The 20,784-nt window shown below is 47.6% G+C and carries 6 protein-coding genes, 4 pseudogenes and 1 CRISPR repeat array; of the genes and pseudogenes, 8 read left to right on the forward strand and 2 right to left on the reverse strand.

Annotated features, from left to right (window positions below):
* The first annotated feature begins 10 nt into the window (after positions 1 to 10).
* The 5 genes and pseudogenes from metE to CGZ65_RS14875 all read left to right on the forward strand — a co-directional run bounded on the left by metE (position 11) and on the right by CGZ65_RS14875 (position 10,463).
* Positions 11 to 2,284, forward strand: coding sequence for a 5-methyltetrahydropteroyltriglutamate--homocysteine S-methyltransferase (metE, locus tag CGZ65_RS04145; RefSeq protein ID WP_096294926.1), 2,274 nt, complete (start codon positions 11 to 13; stop codon positions 2,282 to 2,284).
* Between the two features lie 354 nt (positions 2,285 to 2,638).
* Positions 2,639 to 5,856 (forward strand): annotated as a pseudogene (gene cas9, locus CGZ65_RS04150) (type II CRISPR RNA-guided endonuclease Cas9).
* Between the two features lie 77 nt (positions 5,857 to 5,933).
* On the forward strand, positions 5,934 to 6,848 hold the full coding sequence (cas1, locus tag CGZ65_RS04155; protein ID WP_096294927.1) for a type II CRISPR-associated endonuclease Cas1: 915 nt from the start codon (positions 5,934 to 5,936) through the stop codon (positions 6,846 to 6,848).
* Positions 6,841 to 7,167, forward strand: coding sequence for a CRISPR-associated endonuclease Cas2 (gene cas2 / locus CGZ65_RS04160; RefSeq protein ID WP_096294928.1), 327 nt, complete (start codon positions 6,841 to 6,843; stop codon positions 7,165 to 7,167). The genes cas1 and cas2 overlap by 8 nt, the downstream gene beginning before the upstream one ends.
* Before the next feature lie 63 nt (positions 7,168 to 7,230).
* A CRISPR array of direct repeats spans positions 7,231 to 8,057; the repeat unit is 36 nt; unit sequence ATTGTAGCACTGCGAAATGAGAAAGGGAGCTACAAC.
* A 178-nt stretch (positions 8,058 to 8,235) separates the two neighbouring features.
* Positions 8,236 to 10,463 (forward strand): annotated as a pseudogene (locus CGZ65_RS14875) (DNA internalization-related competence protein ComEC/Rec2).
* Positions 10,464 to 11,035: 572 nt separating this feature from the next.
* Here CGZ65_RS14875 and CGZ65_RS04170 read toward each other — a convergent pair.
* Together CGZ65_RS04170 and CGZ65_RS04175 are read right to left on the reverse strand one after the other, a co-directional pair.
* Complete coding sequence (locus CGZ65_RS04170; RefSeq protein WP_096294929.1) at positions 11,036 to 12,406, reverse strand: FAD-binding oxidoreductase; 1,371 nt, start codon at positions 12,404 to 12,406, stop codon at positions 11,036 to 11,038.
* 157 nt (positions 12,407 to 12,563) lie between these two features.
* Positions 12,564 to 12,869: a hypothetical protein gene (locus tag CGZ65_RS04175; protein ID WP_096296092.1), complete on the reverse strand. Its 306-nt coding sequence runs from the start codon at positions 12,867 to 12,869 to the stop codon at positions 12,564 to 12,566.
* A 530-nt stretch (positions 12,870 to 13,399) separates the two neighbouring features.
* Here CGZ65_RS04175 and CGZ65_RS04180 point away from each other — a divergent pair.
* From CGZ65_RS04180 to glgX, 3 genes and pseudogenes are all read left to right on the forward strand, one after another.
* Entirely contained in the window at positions 13,400 to 13,879 is a 480-nt protein-coding gene (locus tag CGZ65_RS04180; RefSeq protein ID WP_096294930.1) for an FKBP-type peptidyl-prolyl cis-trans isomerase, read from the forward strand.
* A 248-nt stretch (positions 13,880 to 14,127) separates the two neighbouring features.
* Positions 14,128 to 18,443: pseudogene (glgB, locus tag CGZ65_RS04185) on the forward strand (1,4-alpha-glucan branching protein GlgB).
* Positions 18,444 to 18,593: 150 nt separating this feature from the next.
* Positions 18,594 to 20,586, forward strand: a pseudogene (glgX, locus tag CGZ65_RS04190) (glycogen debranching protein GlgX).
* The last annotated feature ends 198 nt before the right edge of the window (positions 20,587 to 20,784 follow it).

The following is a 20,784-nucleotide window of genomic DNA, read 5'->3' on the forward strand; positions in this document are numbered from 1 at the left end:
GAGAGAGCACATGGCTACATTACATTTTTCAGGTTTCCCGCGCGTCGGCGCATTCCGTGAATTGAAATTTGCGCAAGAAAAATACTGGCGCAAAGAAGTGAGCGAACAAGAGCTGCTGGACGTGGCCAAAGGTTTGCGTGAGAAAAACTGGCAACATCAAACCCAAGCCGATGCGGATTTCGTGGCAGTGGCCGATTTCACTTTTTACGACCACATTTTGGATTTGCAAGTGGCTACCGGTTCGATTCCGGCGCGTTTCGGTTTCGACAGCCAAAACCTGACCTTGGAACAATATTTCCAATTGGCGCGCGGTAATAAAGATCAGTTCGCCATCGAAATGACCAAGTGGTTTGACACCAACTATCACTATTTGGTGCCGGAATTCCACGCCGATACCGAATTCAAAGCCAATGCCGCGCATTACGTTCAGCAATTGAAAGAAGCCCAAGCCTTAGGCTATAAAGCCAAACCGACCATCGTTGGCCCGCTGACTTATCTGTGGATCGGTAAAGAAAAAGGCGCAACCGAATTCGATCGTTTGAGCCTGTTGCCTAAATTATTGCCGGTTTACGTGGAAATCCTGACCGAATTGGCGGCAGCCGGTGCCGAATGGATTCAAATTGATGAGCCTGCATTGGCGGTTGACCTGCCACAAGCATGGTTGGATGCTTATCAGGACGTTTATGCCACTTTGAGCCAAGTGAACGCAAAAATCCTGTTGAGCACCTACTTCGGCTCGGTTGCAGAACACGCAGGCCGTCTGAAAGCCTTACCTGTAGATGGTTTGCACATTGATTTGGTGCGCGTGCCCGAGCAATTGGATGCATTTGCCGATTACGACAAAGTATTGTCTGCCGGCGTGATTGACGGCCGCAATATTTGGCGCGCTAATTTGAACAACGTATTGGCCACGCTTGAGCCTTTGCAAGCCCAATTGGGCGAGCGCTTGTGGATTTCCAGCTCATGTTCGCTGCTGCACACGCCATATGATTTGTCGGTAGAGGAAAAACTGAAAGCCAACAAACCTGCCTTGTTCTCATGGTTGGCCTTCACCTTGCAGAAAACCCAAGAATTGCGCGTGTTGAAAACCGCATTGAACCAAGGCCGAGAAGCCGTTGCCGCCGAATTGGCCGACAGCCAAGCCGCTGCCGATTCACGCGCCGCGAGCAAAGAAATCCACCGCGACGACGTTGCTCAACGCTTGGCATCACTGCCAGCCGATGCCGACCAGCGCAAATCACCGTTTGCCGAGCGCATCAAAGCGCAACAAGCATGGCTGAACCTGCCGCTGCTGCCGACCACCAACATCGGCTCATTCCCGCAAACCACCGAAATCCGCCAAGCGCGTGCCGCATTTAAAAAGGGCGAACTCTCTGCCGCCGACTACGAAGCTGCGATGAAAAAAGAAATCGCCTTGGTGGTGGAAGAGCAAGAGAAATTGGATCTGGACGTGTTGGTACACGGCGAAGCCGAGCGTAACGACATGGTGGAATATTTCGGCGAATTGTTGAGCGGTTTCGCGTTCACTCAATACGGCTGGGTACAAAGCTACGGTTCACGTTGCGTGAAACCACCTGTGATTTTCGGTGACGTAAGCCGTCCGAACGCCATGACTGTGGCTTGGTCAACCTACGCACAAACCCTCACCAAACGTCCGATGAAAGGCATGTTGACCGGCCCGGTAACCATTCTGCAATGGTCTTTCGTGCGCAACGACATTCCACGCAGCACCGTGTGCAAACAAATCGCACTGGCGCTGAACGATGAAGTGTTGGATTTGGAAAAAGCCGGCATTAAAGTGATTCAAATCGACGAACCTGCGATTCGCGAAGGTTTGCCTTTGAAACGTGCCGACTGGGATGCTTACCTGGCTTGGGCCAGTGAAGCCTTCCGCCTGTCTTCAACCGGTTGCGAAGACAGCACCCAAATCCACACTCATATGTGCTACTCTGAGTTCAACGACATTCTGCCTGCGATTGCCAGCATGGATGCCGATGTGATCACCATCGAAACTTCACGCTCAGATATGGAACTGCTGACTGCGTTTGGCGAATTCAAATACCCGAACGACATCGGCCCGGGCGTGTACGACATCCACAGCCCACGCGTGCCAACTGAAGCTGAAGTGGAGCACCTGCTGCGCAAAGCCATCGAAGTGGTACCGGTTGAACGCCTGTGGGTGAACCCAGACTGCGGTCTGAAAACCCGCGGTTGGAAAGAAACCATCGAGCAGTTGGAAGTGATGATGAACGTTACCGAGAAACTGCGCAAAGAATTGGCTTGATTTTGAGTTGATTTGAATTAAGTGATAAAGGCCGTCTGAAAGAGGGAATCTTTCAGACGGCCTTTTAGTATTTTTAGATAAAGTTAAGCCCCTCAAAACCGAAATTTGAGGGGCATGATGTTTATTAAGAATGAATTCTTAATAAACAGTGCATTTCGGCACAGATATAAATATCTTTCGGTGGCCTTATTGTAGCAACGTTTCTCATTTCGCAGTGCAACAATGGAATCAATTCTACGTTTGGAAAATAATGTTGTCAATAATTTAATTGCATAAAAATACCCAGATGCGATATATTTATATTTAACATTTCCATACAAAGGGTTAACGATGATTACCACGAAATTGAAACCGATGAATTATATTTTGGGTTTGGATATTGGCATTGCCTCGGTTGGTTGGGCTGTGATTGAGATTGATGAGCAGGAAATGCCAAAACGCTTAATTGATGTCGGTGTTCGGGTATTTGAAAAGGCCGAAACCGCCAAAGAGGGTGAATCTTTGAATAAGGTTCGTCGAGAAGCGCGAAGCCAGCGGCGCATTATCCGTCGTCGTGCGCATCGTTTGTTGCGTGCGCGCCGTTTATTAAAGCGGGAAGGTGTTTTATCGTCAGCAGATTTTGATGAAAAAGGTTTGGTGAATGATTTGCCGAATATGCCTTGGCAATTGCGTGTTGCTGCGCTTGACCGAAAACTAATGCCTAAAGAATGGGCGGCAGTATTGTTGCATATAGTAAAACACCGTGGCTATTTATCGCAGCGAAAAAATGAAGAGCAAAGTGCCGATAAAGAGTTGGGTGCATTGCTTTCTGGGGTTAAGGCCAATCATGAGGCATTGAAAGATGAACAATTCCGTACCCCTGCTGAATTGGCGGTGAAAAAATTTGAGCAGGAAGCAGGTCATATCCGCAATCAACGCGGTGATTATTCTCATACTTTTAACCGCAAAGATTTGCTTGCCGAATTGGATTTATTGTTTGAAAAGCAAACAGAATACGGTAATCCTCATGTTTCAGACGGACTTAAAAAAGCAGTTAAAGATTTGTTGATGGTTCAACGCCCAGCACTTTCCGGTAATGCGGTGCAGGAAATGTTGGGGCATTGTACGTTTGAAACTGCTGAATATAAGGCGGCCAAAAATACCTACACCGCCGAGCGTTTTGTTTGGTTGACTAAGCTGAATAATCTGCGGATTTTGGAAGAGGGTACAGAGCGGGCATTAACGGATAGCGAACGCAGCCAACTGATTGACTTAGCTTATCAAAAATCCAAGCTGACTTATGCACAAGTGCGTAAGGAATTGGAGCTGAATGAAACTGCTCATTTCAAGGGTTTGCGCTATGGTGCAGACAATGCTGAAAATGGCACTTTGATGGAAATGAAAGCTTATCATGCCATTAGCCGGGCCTTAGAAAAAGAAGGTTTGAAAGATAAGAAATTGCCCTTGGCTTATAGCCCTGAATTGCAAGACGAAATTGGAACGGCGTTTTCATTATATAAAACCGATGATGATATTCGAGGCCGTCTGAACGGCTTATTGCCGGAAGCGGAATTAAATGCGCTGCTTCTTCATTTGAATTTTGAGAAATTTATTCAAATTTCGCTTAAAGCGTTACGTAAGATTCTGCCATTGATGGAACAGGGCTGCGTTATGATGAGGCTTGCCAGTCGGTTTACGGCGACCATTATGGGCAAAAAGAAAAGCGTGAAGAAATTTATTTGCCGCCGATTCCGGCCGACCAAATCCTAAATCCGGTAGTGTTGCGCGCTTTGTCTCAAGCACGAAAAATCATTAATGCCGTGGTGCGTCGATATGGATCGCCGATGCGGATTCATATCGAGACGGCGCGTGAAGTGGGCAAATCTTATAAAGACCGCAAAGATATTGAAAAACGCCAAGAAGAAAACCGCCGTGATAGAGAAAGAGCGGTGGCGAAGTTTAAAGAATATTTCCCTCATTTTGTCGGCGAGCCTAAAGCCAAAGATATTTTGAAAATGCGCTTGTATGAGCAGCAGCATGGGCAATGCTTGTATTCAGGCAAAGAAATTGATTTAGGCCGTCTGAATGGAAAAGGCTATGTTGAGATTGACCATGCTTTGCCATTTTCACGAACATGGGACGACAGCTTTAATAATAAAGTGCTGGTATTGGGCAGTGAGAACCAAAACAAAGGCAATCAAACGCCATATGAATATTTTAATGGTAAAGAAAATAGCCGTGAATGGCGGGAGTTTGTTGCGCGTGTACAAACCTGCCGTTTTCCATACAGTAAAAAACAAAGAATTTTGCTGCAAAAAATTGATGAAGAAGGCTTCAAAGAGCGCAATCTTAATGATACCCGCTATGTGAGCCGATTCCTGTGTCAATTTGTGGCCGATAATATGATGTTGAAAGGTAAAGGTAAGCGTCGCGTGTTTGCTTCTAATGGCCAAATCACCAATCTTCTACGCGGCTTCTGGGGCTTGCATAAAGTACGTTCTAATAATGACCGCCATCATGCCGTGGATGCCATTGTGGTGGCTTGTTCAACGGTTGCCATGCAGCAGAAAATCACCAATTACGTGCGTTATCGTGAGATGAATACATTTGATGGTGAAATGCTTGATAAAACAACCGGTGAAGTCACACGATTAAGCTTCCCACAGCCTTGGGATTTCTTCCGCCAAGAAGTAATGATTCGTGTATTTGGCCGTCCGGAAGGCGACCCTCAATTTGAGATAGCCGATACGTCAGAGGCGCTAAAAGCTTTGTTGGCAGATAAATTATCATCACGGCCTGAGGCAGTACATGAATATGTTACACCGCTGTTTGTTTCTCGTGCACCAAACAGGAAGATGAGCGGACAGGGACACTTAGAAACCATTAAATCACCTAAACGTTTAGCTGAAGGTATCAGTGTCTTACGTGTACCTTTAACGCAATTAAAACTTTCGGATTTAGAGAAAATGGTCAATCGTGACCGCGAGCCTAAATTATACGACTCTCTGAAAGTGCGTTTGGAAAACTACGGAAATGACCCTGTGAAAGCCTTTGCAGAGCCATTTTACAAGTTGGATAAACATGGTCTTCCTACCCAGCAAGTTAAGGCTGTGCGTGTCGAGCAAGTCCAAAAATCAGGGGTGCTTGTACGAGAAGAAAACGGCGTGGCCGATAATGCCACAATGGTCAGAGTAGATGTATTTGAAAAAGATAATAAATATTTCTTAGTGCCTATTTATAGCTGGCAGGTTGCTAAGGGGATTTTGCCGGATAGGGCGATTGTGGCTTTAAAAGATGAGTCAGAGTGGGTTATTGTGGATAATTCGTTTGACTTTAAGTTCTGTTTATATTCGAATGATTTGATTAAGTTAAAAACTAAGAAAGATGAATTCTTTGGATATTTTGTTAGTCTGAATAGAGCGAACGGTGCTATTGACATTAAAATACATGATATGGATATAAGTAAAGGGAAAAATGGTATTTTCCAAAGTGTTGGTGTAAAAACTGCTCTTTCGTTCCAAAAGTTTCAAATAGATGAACTTGGCAAAGACATTACCCCATGTCGTCCTAAAAAACGTCCACTGGTTCGTTAATTTATCTCCCTGTTTCAGGCTGTCTGAAACAGGGATTTTTCGTCTTTAATGATAAATGATAATTTTAGGACATTATGATGACTTGGAGAAGCGTACTCATTCAAAACAGCAGCAAGTTATCTTTGCTGCGTAAACAACTCAATATCCAGCAAGAAGGAGAAAGTTATACCGTTCCTTTAGAAGATATTGCGGTCATCGTAGTGGAAAATCATGGAACATTGATCACGGCGCCGCTACTATCGGCCTTAGCAGAAAATGGCGTAACTTTGCTGACCTGTGATGAACAATTTTTGCCTTGCGGACAGTGGTTGCCGTTTTCACAATATCACCGCCAACTCAAAACCTTGAAGCTGCAAATATATGCGGGCGAACCGATTAAAAAGCAGCTTTGGCAAAAAATTGTGAAACAAAAAATTTTGAATCAGGCTTTTTGTGTAGATGAAACCGGTAATGATATTGCCGCTAAACGCTTGCGTATATTGGCTTCTGAAGTGAAATCAGGCGACAACGGCAATCAAGAGGCACAAGCTGCAGCATTGTATTTTCAGGTTTTGTTTGGCGAAAGATTTACCCGCACAGAAGACAATGAAATCAACGCACATTTAAATTATGCTTACGCCGTATTGCGTGCAGCGGTGGCGCGCAGCCTAGTGTTATATGGGTGGTTGCCTGCATTGGGTTTGTTTCATAAAAGTGAGCTAAATCCTTTTAATTTAGCTGATGATTTTATCGAACCGCTTCGCCCATTGGCTGATTTAATGGTGATTCAATTAAAAGAGAGAGGCCGTCTGAGAGAACAATTAAACACAATGGCAAAACAACAGCTTATCAGCGTGTTACACCATCAAATGATGATTGAGCAGCAAAGTTTCAGCACATTGGCAGCCATTGATAAAATGATTTCATCGTTTCAGACGGCCTTGAGTCAAAAAAATGCTCGTTTTTTGAAATTACCCGAGTTACAAACATTAAAGGCATATCAATATGAGTGAGGCGAAATTTATGAGAATTATCGTTTTTTTTGATTTGCCGGTGACGACGGCAGCCAAGCGAAAAGTGGCCAACCAATTCCGACATTTTTTGCTCAAAGATGGTTACCAAATGCTGCAATTATCCGTTTACAGCAGAATTGTAAAAGGTAGGGATTCGTTGCAAAAACACCACAATAGGCTGTGTGCCAATTTGCCTGAAGAAGGTTCTGTACGCTGTTTGGAAGTAACAGAAAAGCAATTTGCCAGTATGAAATTGCTTTTAGGAGAGCTAAAAGTACAAGAAAAAAAGGTTAATGCAGACCAATTATTGTTGTTTTAAGAAGGTTTTAAGTTAGAAAAATCAAGCGGAAAACCTTATTGAATAAGTCTTTCCGCTTGGTTTATTGTAGCACTGCGAAATGAGAAAGGGAGCTACAACCCTTACGCTGCAACAAGCCACACCCTGATTATTGTAGCACTGCGAAATGAGAAAGGGAGCTACAACGAAAAAAAGTTGGGCTGCGCGGTTGCGAAATTGTAGCACTGCGAAATGAGAAAGGGAGCTACAACCTTTGAAATTTATCAATAAAGGTTAAAAAAATTGTAGCACTGCGAAATGAGAAAGGGAGCTACAACTAGTTATGCTGATGTAAGAAAATATCCAATATTGTAGCACTGCGAAATGAGAAAGGGAGCTACAACGCCTCATCATCTTTGTATTTCCAGCTTTGAATTGTAGCACTGCGAAATGAGAAAGGGAGCTACAACAAAAGTGTTCGCTACGCTCCGACAGGCGATATTGTAGCACTGCGAAATGAGAAAGGGAGCTACAACGCCGCGCGCAAGCTGGCGACGTATGTGGGTATTGTAGCACTGCGAAATGAGAAAGGGAGCTACAACAGTTCGCACGAAGAACCCCGAAAAATACAAATTGTAGCACTGCGAAATGAGAAAGGGAGCTACAACTTACCGATTTGGAACGGCAATCAGGTATCTATTGTAGCACTGCGAAATGAGAAAGGGAGCTACAACAGGCTTTCTGAAGAATTGTTTAAACCGATTATTGTAGCACTGCGAAATGAGAAAGGGAGCTACAACTTCCTTGTTTGTGCTAAACTTCATTTAATTATTGTAGCACTGCGAAATGAGAAAGGGAGCTACAACTGATCTTGGAAGGATATTTTGCGCGAAGCCATTGTAGCACTGCGAAATGAGAAAGGGAGCTACAACAACCTTCTAATTGTCTCGTTTTGTGTATCTATTGTAGCACTGCGAAATGAGAAAGAAATTAAATAACACCAATCAATAATAAAAGCCGTCTGAAAAATATTTTTCAGACGGCTTTTTCTATGCATATCCATTATTTCTAATTTATCATAATAAAAAACTATTACAAGAGAAATAATATATGTTGCGTTATGTATTGCCGTGTTGGGTATTCGGGGTATTGGTGTCGTTCCTGCTGCCTGTCATACCGCCGTTGTGGGTTTGGCTTGCGGCGTTTGGGTTGATTTTATTGGCGGCTTGGCGTTGGAAACCGGCGGCGCTGTTGTTGTGTGTGTTGTTTAGCATGGCTTATGGAATATGGCGTACGGAGTCGGCTTTGGTGCAGCAATGGCCGGTGGCGCGGGTGGAGAATGTGGCGTTGACGGTGGTGGTGGACGATTTGCCTCGCCGTGATAAGCGGCGGGTGCAGTTTGCGGCCAAGGCTTGGGATAAGGATGGCGGCGAATATCGGCTGGTATTGTCGGATTATCAGCTGCGTGATTGGCCGGTGGGCAGCCGCTGGCAGGTGTCGGCGCGGGTGCGGCCGGTGGTTGGTGAAGTAAATTTACGCGGGCTGAACCGTGAGGCGTGGGCGCTGGCCAATGGTGTGGGTGGTATGGGTTCGCTGGGTAAGGGCAGGGTGTTGCTGAGTGAGTCGGACAGCCTGAATCTGACGCTTTGGCGTGAGCGCATCAGCCGTAATTGGCAGCAGGCGAATCTTTACGGGCATGGGTTTTCAGACGGCATCGGATTGATGCGGGCATTGGGGATTGGTGAACAATCGGCGTTGCGGGCGGAATTGTGGCAGGCGTTTAGGCCTTTGGGCTTGACGCATTTGGTGAGTATTTCGGGGCTGCATGTGACGATGGTGGCGGTGTGGTTCGGCTTTTTGGTGAAACTGTTGCTGCGGATGTTGCCTGTGGTGCCGAAGCGGCCGAGATTGTGGGTGTTGACGGGCGGTGTGCTGGGGCGTTATTGTATGCGGGTTTGGCGGGGTTTGGTGTGCCGACGCAGCGCAGTGTGTTGATGTTGGCAGCGTTTGCCTATGCGTGGTGGCGCGGCAGCGGTTTATCGCCGTGGGCAGGTTGGTGCCAGGCTTTGGCGCTGGTGCTGCTGTTTGATCCTTTGGCGGCATTGGGTGTAGGTTTGTGGCTGTCTTTCGGCTTGGTGGCAGCGCTGATTTGGTCGTCGGCAGGCCGTCTGAACGAGTGCGGATGGTGGTTGGCTGTGCGCGGGCAATGGGCAGCTACGTTGCTATCGGTGGTGTTGCTGGGTTATATGTTTGCATCGCTGCCGCTGTTGAGTCCACTGGTGAATTTACTGGCGATTCCGTGGTTTTCTTGGGTGTTGACGCCGTTGGCTTTACTAGGTTCGGCTGTGCAGTTTGCGCCGCTGCAATGGCTGGCGGCGGCTTTGGGGAATACACGCTGCGGTTTTTGGTATGGCTGGCGGCATATTCGCCTGAGTTTGCGGTGGCGGCTGCGCCGTGGCCGTTGATGGTGTTGGCGGTTTTGGCTGCTTTGGTTTTGTTGCTGCCGCGCGGCACGGCATTGAAACCTTGGGCTTGCTTGGTGTTGGTTGGGTTTGTGTTTTACCGTTTGCAGCCTTTACCGGAAGGCCGTCTGAAAGTTTGGGTATGGGATGCGGGGCAGGGGCTGTCGGTGTTGATGCAGACGCGCGAACACGTTTGCTGTTCGATACCGGTACGGCGCATGCGGTGGGTGCGGGTATTGTGCCGAGTTTGAATGCGTTGGGTATCCGGCGGCTGGATAAGCTGGTATTGTCGCATCATGATATTGATCACGACGGCGGCTATACGGCAGTCGAGCGTGCGCAACCACCCGAAAAGCTGCTGGCCGGTCAGCCTGAATTTTATCCGCAAGCCGAGTTTTGCGATGAGTCGCAATGGGTGTGGAATGGTGTGGTCTTCGAGTTTTTAAGGCCGTCTGAAGCGCATTCGGGTAAGGATGACAATGATGAAAGCTGCGTGCTGCGTGTGGTGGCCGACGGGCAGGCGTTGTTGCTTACCGGCGATATGGGCAGAAGGGCGAAGTCGATTTGGTACAAAAATACGGTAATGCGCTCTACAGCCAAGTATTGGTTTTGGGGCATCACGGCAGTAATACGGCCAGCGCGGGCTTGTTTTTGAATGCGGTGTCGCCGCAATATGCGGTAGCCTCGAGCGGCTATGCCAATAGCTACGACCATCCGACCAAGGCGGTGCAAAATAGGGTGGCGGCACATGGGGCGACATTGTTGCGTACGGATTTATCGGGTGCACTGGTATTCGAATTGGGCGGTGGCGCGGAAGTCTTCCAAGGCCGTCTGAAAAAGGAAAAGTTTTATTGGCAGAAAAAGCCGTTTGATTGAGTGAATGCCATGGAAAAATGCGTTCAGACAGTCTGATCGTAAACTTAACAAAAGTATAGTTATCCTTGCTTTGTGTGAATCCTGCTGTGGATAATCAGGTTTGTGGATTGAAATTTAAAGAAAAAATTGAATTGTTTAAAAAATAGGCAAAGTGATTTTCATGCAAAAAGCGCTGAATCCGTCAAGCTTAAAGTATGATTTCAGACGGCATTTTGTTGCGAATTGGAGATGGCTTGGGAATAGTCATCACGGGATAAGTTTGGCTGATATCCGTGATTAAAGTGTGTGATGATGTGTGAATCATGTGGATAACTGGTTTTGTTGTTTGAATTTTAATAAGAAAAAATATTGCTTAAACTTTGGGCAATAATAAATAGGCCGTCTGAAAGATGTTTTTTCAGACGGCCGAGACCTTTGCAAAATCCCCATCTTTGTCACATTTCTTCGTTATGCGCTGCTCGAAAGCTTGCCTGTCTTGATGATATGTCTGCGCTTTCTGTGCTGCTATAACTTTTGAACTGTACTCAAATCCGGGGTTTTGCAAAGGTCTCAGACTGATGGTTTGATAAATGTTAGGGCAATAGCTTACCCGGATTCATAATATCATGCGGATCCAATTGCGCTTTAATGGCGCGCATTAAGGCGATTTCAGCTGCATCGCGTACATGGGGAATCCAATGGTTTTTGATTTCGCCAATGCCGTGTTCGGCAGCGATGGTGCCTTGGTGTTTTAAAATATGTTCGTAAACGATGGTGTTGATAATATCTTCGTATTCATACACTTCGTTGCCCATAATATCGGGCAGGAAGGTGTTGTAATGAAGGCTGCCGTCGCCCAAATGGCCGAAGCAAACGATTTGGATATCAGCAAAACGTGCTTTTAAGGCAGCGGCGCATTCGGTCACAAAATCAGCCACGTTCGCAATCGGGGTAGCGATGTCGTGTTTGATGCTGGTGCCTAAATTGCGCTGCGAAGCGGAAATGTTTTCACGCAAGATCCACAATTCTTGACGTTTTTGCTCGGATTGTGCCAACACGCTGTTTTCATAGCCTTGAGTGTAAAGGTATTCGGCCAATTGTTCGGCCAAATCGGTGTCGGGAATGGAATCGGTCAGTTCCATCAAAATATGCCAATCAGCATCGGTCGGTTTGGTTAATTGACTGAATTGAGACGATAAATCTAAGGCAAAGCGGCTGATAAGTTCGAAGCTGGATAAGCGTTCGGCAAAATGGCTTTGAATTTTGGTGAGCAGACTTACTGCTTCATCAATGCTGGATAAGCCAACCCATGCGGTGGCGGTGGTTTGCGGGCGGGCGAAGAGCTTTAAGGTGGCGGCCGTAATCACGCCGAGCGTACCTTCGCTGCCGATAAATAAATGGCACAAGTCGTAGCCGGTGGTGTTTTTATGCAAAGGTTGCAGGTGGGAAACCAATTCGCCGTTGGGTAAAACGATTTCCAAGCCTAATACCAAATCGCGCATGGATCCGTAGCGCAACACATTCAGCCCGCCGGCATTGCAGGCGATGTTGCCACCGATTTGGCAGGAGCCTTCGCTGGCTAAACTTAAGGGAAAAAAACGGCCGGCATTGGCGGCGGCTTCTTGCGCGTGTTGTAAAATCATACCGGCTTCGACGGTCATGCTGTTGTCGGCTAGGTTGATTTCACGCAGCTTGTCGAGCCTAGAAAGGTTGAGCAACACGCCTTGGCGGGCAACTGCCGCGCCGCATAAGCCGGTATTACCGCCTTGAGGCGTGACGGTGATGTGGTTCTCATGACAAAAGCGCAGGATTTTTTGCACGCTTTCAACGGAATGGGGTTGTAGAATAATATCCGGGGTAGATGTGAAGCGGCGGCGTTGGTCGATGATAAACGAAGGAGCCGGTTCGAGAATTTCTGAAACGTGAAGAAACGATTGAAACGAGGAGAATAGGTGGGAGTGCATGCTGTGCCTGATGAGTGTTTGTTTTGTGAGGAGTCAGGATTATAGCGCAAATCTGCAAATAAACTGGGCACAGGCAGAAGGTATCAAAGGTCGTCTGAAAAATATAAAAGCAGGATACTTTAGAGAAGTATCCTGCTTTTTATTCTGAAACAGAATATTAGTTAGCAGCAGAAGTGGCGGCTTCGGCAGCAGAGGCGGCAGCGTCGGTTGCAGAAGCAGCAGCAGAAGCGGCTTGAGTAGCAGCTTGAGAAGCTTCAGAAGCGGCTTCAACAGTAGCTTCGGTAGTAGCAGAAGCGGCTTCAGTAGCAGCAGAAGCCGCAGCGTCAGCAGCAGCTTCGGCAGCAACAGAAGCAGCAGAAGCAGCAGAAGCGGCTTCAACAGCAGCTTCTTTAGCCGGCTCAGAACCACCACAAGCAGCCAAAGTCAAAGATAACAAAGCAGCAGCGAACAATGAATTTTTCATTTTATAACCTTCTTTTTTAAATCGATTTAAGTAAAAACTAAAAAACGGCCGCATAGCGGCCTCTTACAGTAGAAATTCATTCCTGAATTTTCTTAATTATGCCCCACCGTATAAGCCATTGCAACGGCGTGAAATTAAGAGAGAGAGCGCAGAATGAATTACTTAGTTTGATAAAATAACAAAATAGTTCCGGATTTTTGGAAATTTTGTAACAATTATCCATAAAATTCCGATTAAATATTTTTGAATTCAACTATTTATTATCTTGCTTGAAGGTGTTTGTGACAAAATCGTGAAAATTTTGGCAAAGTGTTAAAATTTGAGAAGTTTTTGCCATTTTGTTGTGGAAAAACAACAACAAATATTAATTATTAATTTGTAAAAAGTGGCGTTTTAATTTGCAAGTGGTGGAAGATGGTGCTTGCCGGCTTTCTTCGGTGCCGCCAGTCAGGATGACACACTTCAAGCAGCGGCTCTGTGTTAGAATGCAGCTTGTATCAACTGTGGTAACAATTAACAAGGACGACAAAATGGCGATTGCTAAAAATTCAGTAGTATCCCTGCATTATGAAATGTACGATGCCAACAACCAATTATTGGATAAAACCGAAGAGCCGATCGTGTATCTGCACGGTGGCTATGATGGTATTTTCCCATTGGTTGAAGAAGCATTACACGGCAAAAATGTCGGTGAGACCGTAGAAGTGGCATTGTCGCCTGATGATGCGTTTGGCGAACAAGATCCGGAATTGGTGCGCATTGAAGATGTCGGTGTGTTCCCGGTTGAAGTTGAAGTGGGCATGATGTTTGAAGCCGATGATCCAGAAACTGGCGAAGTATTGATTTACCGCGTGACCGATGTGGCTGACGGTAAAGCTGTGGTTGATGGCAACCATCCTTTGGCCGGCATGAAAGTGTTGTTTAAAGCGACAGTCGAAGGTATCCGTGAAGCGTCTGCTGAAGAAATCGAACACGGCCATGTACATGGTCCGCATGGTCACCAACACTAATTTGTGAACGGATGATAAAGGCCGTCTGAAAAGTTTTGACCTGTGTGTCGAACCCTTCAGACGGCCTTTGGTCTGATTGGTGCATCCAAACAGCTGATTGAAAAGATTATCAAATTTTGGCTTAAATCAAATCAAGCTGAGAAAAATGCGCTTTAGAGGCGGCCTACGTCGAATTACATATTTGATGCCGCGCAATCTATATTAAGATTAGCTTCACACACCCTTAACCGCAACGGCAGATTTACGCGATGAACTTATTAGAAACACAAGCCGGCGAACACGGCATTGATTTAGGTTTTTACGACATCGGCGGCGTGTACCACGAAACCATGCCCGAAGTTTTGCAGGCTATCCTTCAAGTTTTACAGCAAACCGATGTTTCAGACGGCCTGTTTGCTGATACCTTAGTTGCAAGCGAGCAGGAAGTGCAAACTCTAGGCTTGCCTGCAACATTTCATTCAGCCGCAGAATGCCGTTTAGAAAACGAAGCTGGTGAAAGCTGGGTTTTAAATGCCTATGATGACAATGGCAACGTGCGGGTGGCTTTGCCCGAGTTGGCTTCCGGCTATTATGTATTGTCAGCCGGAACTGATGGTGCGGCGGTGAAACTGCGTTTGATTGTGGCGCCGAAATCGGTTTATCAGCCCAAAGCGCTTTCAGACGGACTGAGGATGAACGGCCTGACCACGCATCTTTACAGCTTGCGTTCCGAACGCAACTGGGGCATAGGCGACTTTACCGATTTGGCCGATTTGATGGTTTTTGCGGCCGGACAGCAATTGGATTTTATCGGCATCAATCCGCTGCATGCGCTGTTTACCAGCCGTCCGGCTTATGCCAGCCCGTATAGTCCGTCATCGCGTGAATGGCTTAATCCGATTTATTTGGATGTTGCCAAGGTCGCTGCGTTCAACTATGGCGAAAAAGCCAAAAAGTGGTTGGAGCAGCCGAATATCCAGCAACGCATCGCCGCCTTGCGCGTGACCGATACTGTCACCTATACCGCCGTTTGGGCGTTTAAACGCGATGCGCTGCAATTGGCATTTAACGCGTTTGAAAAAGAAACGTGTGAAGAAGCCCAACGCGAGCGCGAAGCCTTTGCCGCTTTTGCCGCTGAAAAAGGCGAAGCTTTGCGCGGTTTCGGCTTGTTTGAAGCCTTAGATCAATATTACAACCAACCGGGTGAGATTGGTTGGACATCGTGGCCGTCTGAATACCAGGATCCGCAGAGTGAAGCGGTACGGAATTTTGCCAAAGGACACGAACGCGAAATCCGTTTTTATATGTGGCTGCAATGGCTGTGCGCGCAACAATTGGCCGAAGTGAACCAAGCTGCACAAAAATACGGTGTGAAGCTGGGTATTTACGGCGATTTGGCTGTCGGTGTGGCGCGCGGCGGCTCGGATACTTGGCTCAACCGCCGCGATTACTGCATGGATATGTCGGTCGGCGCGCCGCCGGATCCGTTGGGGCCGACCGGTCAAAACTGGAATCTGCCACCGCTGAATCCTTATATGCTCAAACACGGCGGCTATGAAAAATTCGCCCAATTATTGCGTGCAAACATGCGGTTATACGGCGTGTTGCGTATCGATCATGTGATGGCTTTGTGCCGCCTGTGGTGGATTGTGGGCAGCCAAACCGCCGATCACGGCACGTATGTGCATTACGATGCCGAAGCGATGTTTGCCATTTTGGCTTTGGAAAGCCAACGCCATCAATGCGTGATTATCGGCGAAGACTTGGGCACGGTGCCGGATCAGGCACGGGAATTGCTCTACCGCTATCAGGTGTATGCCTATAAAGTGGTGTATTTCAGCCAAAATGCACAAGGTTTCGAGTGGCCGCAAGATTATCCGCATCAAGCGATTGCGGTCATCAGTACCACGACGTGGCACCGCTGGCTGCCTATTGGACCGGTAAAGATTTGGCCACGATGCACCGTTTGGGTACGATTGCCGATGGCAAAGCATTTCAGACGGCCTTGCAACAGCGCGAACACGATAAAGCCGATTTGTTTGCTAAATTAAAACAAAGCCGCTGTTTGGCGGAAGATGCCGATATGCCGTCTGAAATGACCGAAGATTTGATGAGCGCGGTGCATCGCTATGCTGCACAAACCGGGTGCAAACTGCTTGCCCTGCAATTAGAAAACCTGCTGGGTATGAGCGATAACCTCAATGTGCCGGGCGTGGCCGAAGGTTATCCGAATTGGGCGCGCAAAATGCCGGTAACGCTGGAAGATTTCCCTAAACACCGCTTGATGAGCGGACAACTTGCCATGATTGACGAGGTACGCATGAAGAAAAACAGCCACACCAAGACTTACCACGAGCTGGATTCCGTCGAACGCGACACGGTCGAGAGCCTGTTTTTGGCGACGCACAATGATTTGTTTGCTTATCTGGGCCGACACCGTTTGGCAGAAGGTGATGAAGTGGTGCGTACGCTGTTTCCGGGAGCGTTTAGTGTGGACATCGTCAACCGCCACGACGGTAAATTGATCAGACCGTCTGAAAAAATCGATGAACGAGGCTTCTTCGTGGCCGTGTTGCCGGAAGATGCGCCTGACTATGCGTTGAGTGTGAAATACAGCGAACATGGTGAAGCCGTCCTCGAAGAAGATGTATATCGTTTCGGTACAGCCCTGCAGGATATGGATTCATGGTTATTGGCGGAAGGCAAGCATTTGCGGCCGTATGAAACCTTGGGCGCGCACTTTGCCGAAGTGGACGGTGTGAAGGGTGTGAGCTTCGCTGTGTGGGCGCCGAATGCGCAGCGCGTGTCGGTGATTGGTGAGTTTAACCAATGGGACGGCCGCCGCCATGTAATGCGTTTCCATCGCGACAACGGTATTTGGGAGATGTTTATCCCGGGCATCAAGCTCAACGATTTATACCGCTTTGAAATCCGCGATATCCACGGCAATGTACGCCAAAAAACCGACCCATATGCTTTCGGCGCCGAATTACGCCCGGGTACGGCTTCGGTAGTGCGCGGTTTGCCGGATAAAGTGGCCGAACCGGAGTTTCGCGCCCGCGCCAACGCCATTGATGCGCCGATCAGCATTTATGAAGTGCATTTGGGTTCGTGGAAGCGCAATCCGGAAAACAATTTTTGGCTGACGTATGAGCAGTTGGCAACCGAATTAGTGGCGTATGTGAAAGACATGGGCTTTACCCACATCGAACTGTTGCCCATTTCGGAATATCCGTTTGACGGTTCGTGGGGTTATCAAGCAACGGGCCTGTATGCGCCGACCAGCCGTTTCGGTTCGCCCGACGAATTGCGTGCCTTGATTAAAGCGGCGCACGATGCGGGCATTTGCGTGATTCTCGACTGGGTGGCCGGCCATTTTCCGGTGGACGACCACGGTTTGAACAAGTTCGACGGTACGGCTTTATACGAACACGCCGACCCGCGCGAAGGCTATCATCAGGATTGGAACACGCTGATTTACAACTTCGGCCGAAACGAAGTGAAAAACTTCCTACAAGGCAATGCGTTGTATTGGATTGAGCGTTTCGGTTTCGACGGTTTGCGCGTGGATGCAATCGCCTCGATGATTAACCGCGATTATTCGCGCAAAGAAGGCGAGTGGATTCCGAACCGATACGGCGGCAATGAGAACTTGGAAGCGATTGCATTTTTGCATGACACCAATACCATGTTGAAAACGGAAGTGCCGAATTCGACACAAATCGCCGAAGATTCGACTTCTTTCCCGAATGTGACGCGTCAAGAAGGTTTGAATTTCAGCTACAAATGGAACATGGGCTGGATGAACGACACCTTGCGCTATATGCAGGAAGACCCGATCAACCGCAAATACCACCACGATAAAATCACCTTTGCCATGATGTATCAATACAGCGAAAACTTCGTGTTGCCACTGTCGCATGATGAAGTGGTGCACGGTAAATATTCGCTGTTGGGGCGTATGCCGGGCGATTGCTGGCAGCAGTTTGCCAACTTACGCGCTTATTACGGTTTTATGTTCGGTTTCCCGGGCAAGAAATTACTGTTTATGGGCAATGAATTTGCGCAAGGCCGCGAGTGGGATTACAACGAAGGCTTGGATTGGCATTTACTGGAAGAAGAAGGAGGGTGGCATAAAGGCATGCAGGATTATGTGCGCGATTTGAACCACATTTATCAAGCCAATGCACCGCTGTATCAGCTTGACCAATGGCCGGAAGGCTTTGAATGGCTGGTAACCGACGACGGCAACAATTCGATTTTTGTATTTGAACGCCGCGACCGCGAAGGTAATACCATCATTGTCATCAGCAACTTCACACCGGTGGTGCACGATGCTTACCGCTTCGGCGTGAACCAGGCGGGTGTGTATCATGAAATCATGAATTCCGACCATACCGCCTATAAAGGCAGCGGCGTGAGTGCGGGCAAGGAAGTGGCGAGTGAAGAAGTCGCATCACACGGCAAACCGAATTCGCTGTCGGTAAAAATTCCACCGTTGGCCACCGTATATTTGTATAAAGCCGCCGATAAACCTGAGATGCTTGAAATAGGAGAGCCTGAAAGCGATTCTGTTGAAGAATAAGCAAGTTTTATCGGATACCGCTGTTTCAGAGGCCGCCTGAAACAGCGGTTTAGGCTGAATGCACTATGGCAGTATTGATGTTGGTAGGTTCAGACGGCCTAATCACCGCATCATCAGTTTGAATCAATAAGTTGGAATAAGGTAAGTGATATGAATGCCGAAGCATGGCATATTGAAGCAGGCCGCCCGTATCCTTTGGGCGTGTTTTTGCAGGAAACGGGGTCAATTTTGCTGTATTTTCGTATTACGCACAATCGGTTGAATTGTGTTTGTTTGATGGGGAAAAAGAAACGCGCTTAGAGCTGCCTTGCCGTTCGGGCACGGTGTTTTACGGCTTTGTACCTGGTGTCAAAGCAGGACAGCGCTACGGTTTTCGCGTGTACGGGCAGGGGTATGGCGCATATTGCGCTTTTTTCAATCCGCAAAAGCTGTTGATTGATCCTTATTCGAAGCAGGTTGACGGGGTACCGCGCTACCGCGATGCCAAAGAACTGGCGTGGTTCCATCATTCAGACGGCCGTGATAATGCCGCCATTGCACCCAAAAGCGTGGTGGTGCCGCCTTCAGATTTCGATTGGGGTGATGACCTCCATCCCGATATTGCTTGGAATGACACGGTGATTTATGAAGCGCATGTCAAAGGACTCACCAAACAATTCCCCGATTTGGCATACGCCGGTACCTATCAAGCATTGTCGGATAAACGCGTGATTGCCTATTTGCAACAATTGGGCATCACTACGATTGAGTTGCTGCCGATACATCAGCATTTAGACGAATACCATTTGCAGAAAATGGGTTTGTCGAACTATTGGGGCTACAACACTTATTCGCATTTTGCGGTAGAACCCGATTACGCGGCTAATCCCGACAATGCCGCCGACGAATTCAGGCAGGCAGTCAAAGCTTTGCATGCGGCCGGTATCGAAGTGATTTTGGATGTGGTCTACAATCACACTGCCGAACAAGACATTGAAGGGCCGACCTTATGTCAACGCGGCATGGATAATTCGTTGTGGTATTGGCAAGACGGGCAGTATGAATATGAAAACTGGTCGGGCTGTGGCAATACGCTCAAAGTGGTGAACCGTGACATCAGCCGCTGGGTGATGGACAGCCTGCGCTATTGGGTGGAAGAATTTCATGTTGACGGCTTCCGTTTTGATTTGGGTACGATTTTAGGCCGCGAACCGGACTTTAAAACTTATGGCCGCTTCTTCAATATGCTGTTTCAAGATCCGCTGTTGGCCGGCCGTAAAATGATTGCCGAAGCGTGGGACATTGGTGAAGACGGTTACCATGTCGGCAAATTTCCACAACCTTTTGCGAATGGAACGGCTTATTCCGCGATGATATGCGCGCGTTTTGGAGTTGGGAAAACGGTAATCTCGGCGCATTTTCCGAGCGTTTGTCGGGCTCTGCCGATATGTTTAATCACAGCGAGCGATTGCCTTCGGCCGGCATCAATTTCATCACCGCGCACGATGGTTTCACCTTGCAGGATTTGGTGAGCTACAACGAAAAACACAACGAACCCAACGGCGAGCTAAACCGCGACGGTCACAATGAAAACTTCAGCTACAACCACGGTGTGGAAGGCGAGAGCGATGATCCGTATGTATTACAGTCGCGCCAATACACCGCCAAAGCTTTGCTGGCATCGCTTTTTTTATCTGCCGGCACGCCGATGTTGCTTTCCGGCGACGAATTCGGCAACAGCCAGCGGGGCAACAACAACGGCTACTGCCAAGACAATGCCACGACATGGCTGGATTGGCCGTCTGAAACGCACGTGTTACAGGAATACGTGCATGATTTGATTGAAATACGCAAACAAATCAAATCATTAAATGCAGATGAATGGTGGAATAAAACGCACGTTACTTGGCTTAATTCAGACGGCCTTGAAATGACGGATAAATGCTGGAATGACCACACCGTAAAAGCCATGCAGGTTTTGCTGGATGACGAATGGCTGTTGTTGGTTAACGGCAAGCGTAGTACGCAGTTATTTAACCTACCTCAAGGAAGTTGGAAAGTTTCTTGCGTACCATCTGAGAAATTTAATTACGAACCGTTTTCCTGGCAATGCGAAGTGTCGCACATGGGTATATGGGTTTTACGCAAAGCGAATAAAGCATAGATTTTAATAGTGTTTTAATAGAAGCTCAGGTAAAATCGACGCATATCGGTTCTATTCGGCTCAAGATTTCTTAGATGTTGGCTGAGGCTGTCTGAGAGTATGGGCCTATAGAAAGATACACCGTCTGCCTAAATTTAAACTGTTTTGTAGTTTTCTATCGGATTGTTTGTTGGATTTTATTTAACCGATTTTCCTGTT

Source organism: Neisseria weixii, from assembly GCF_002327085.1.
GTDB classification, from domain to species: Bacteria; Pseudomonadota; Gammaproteobacteria; order Burkholderiales; family Neisseriaceae; genus Neisseria; species Neisseria weixii.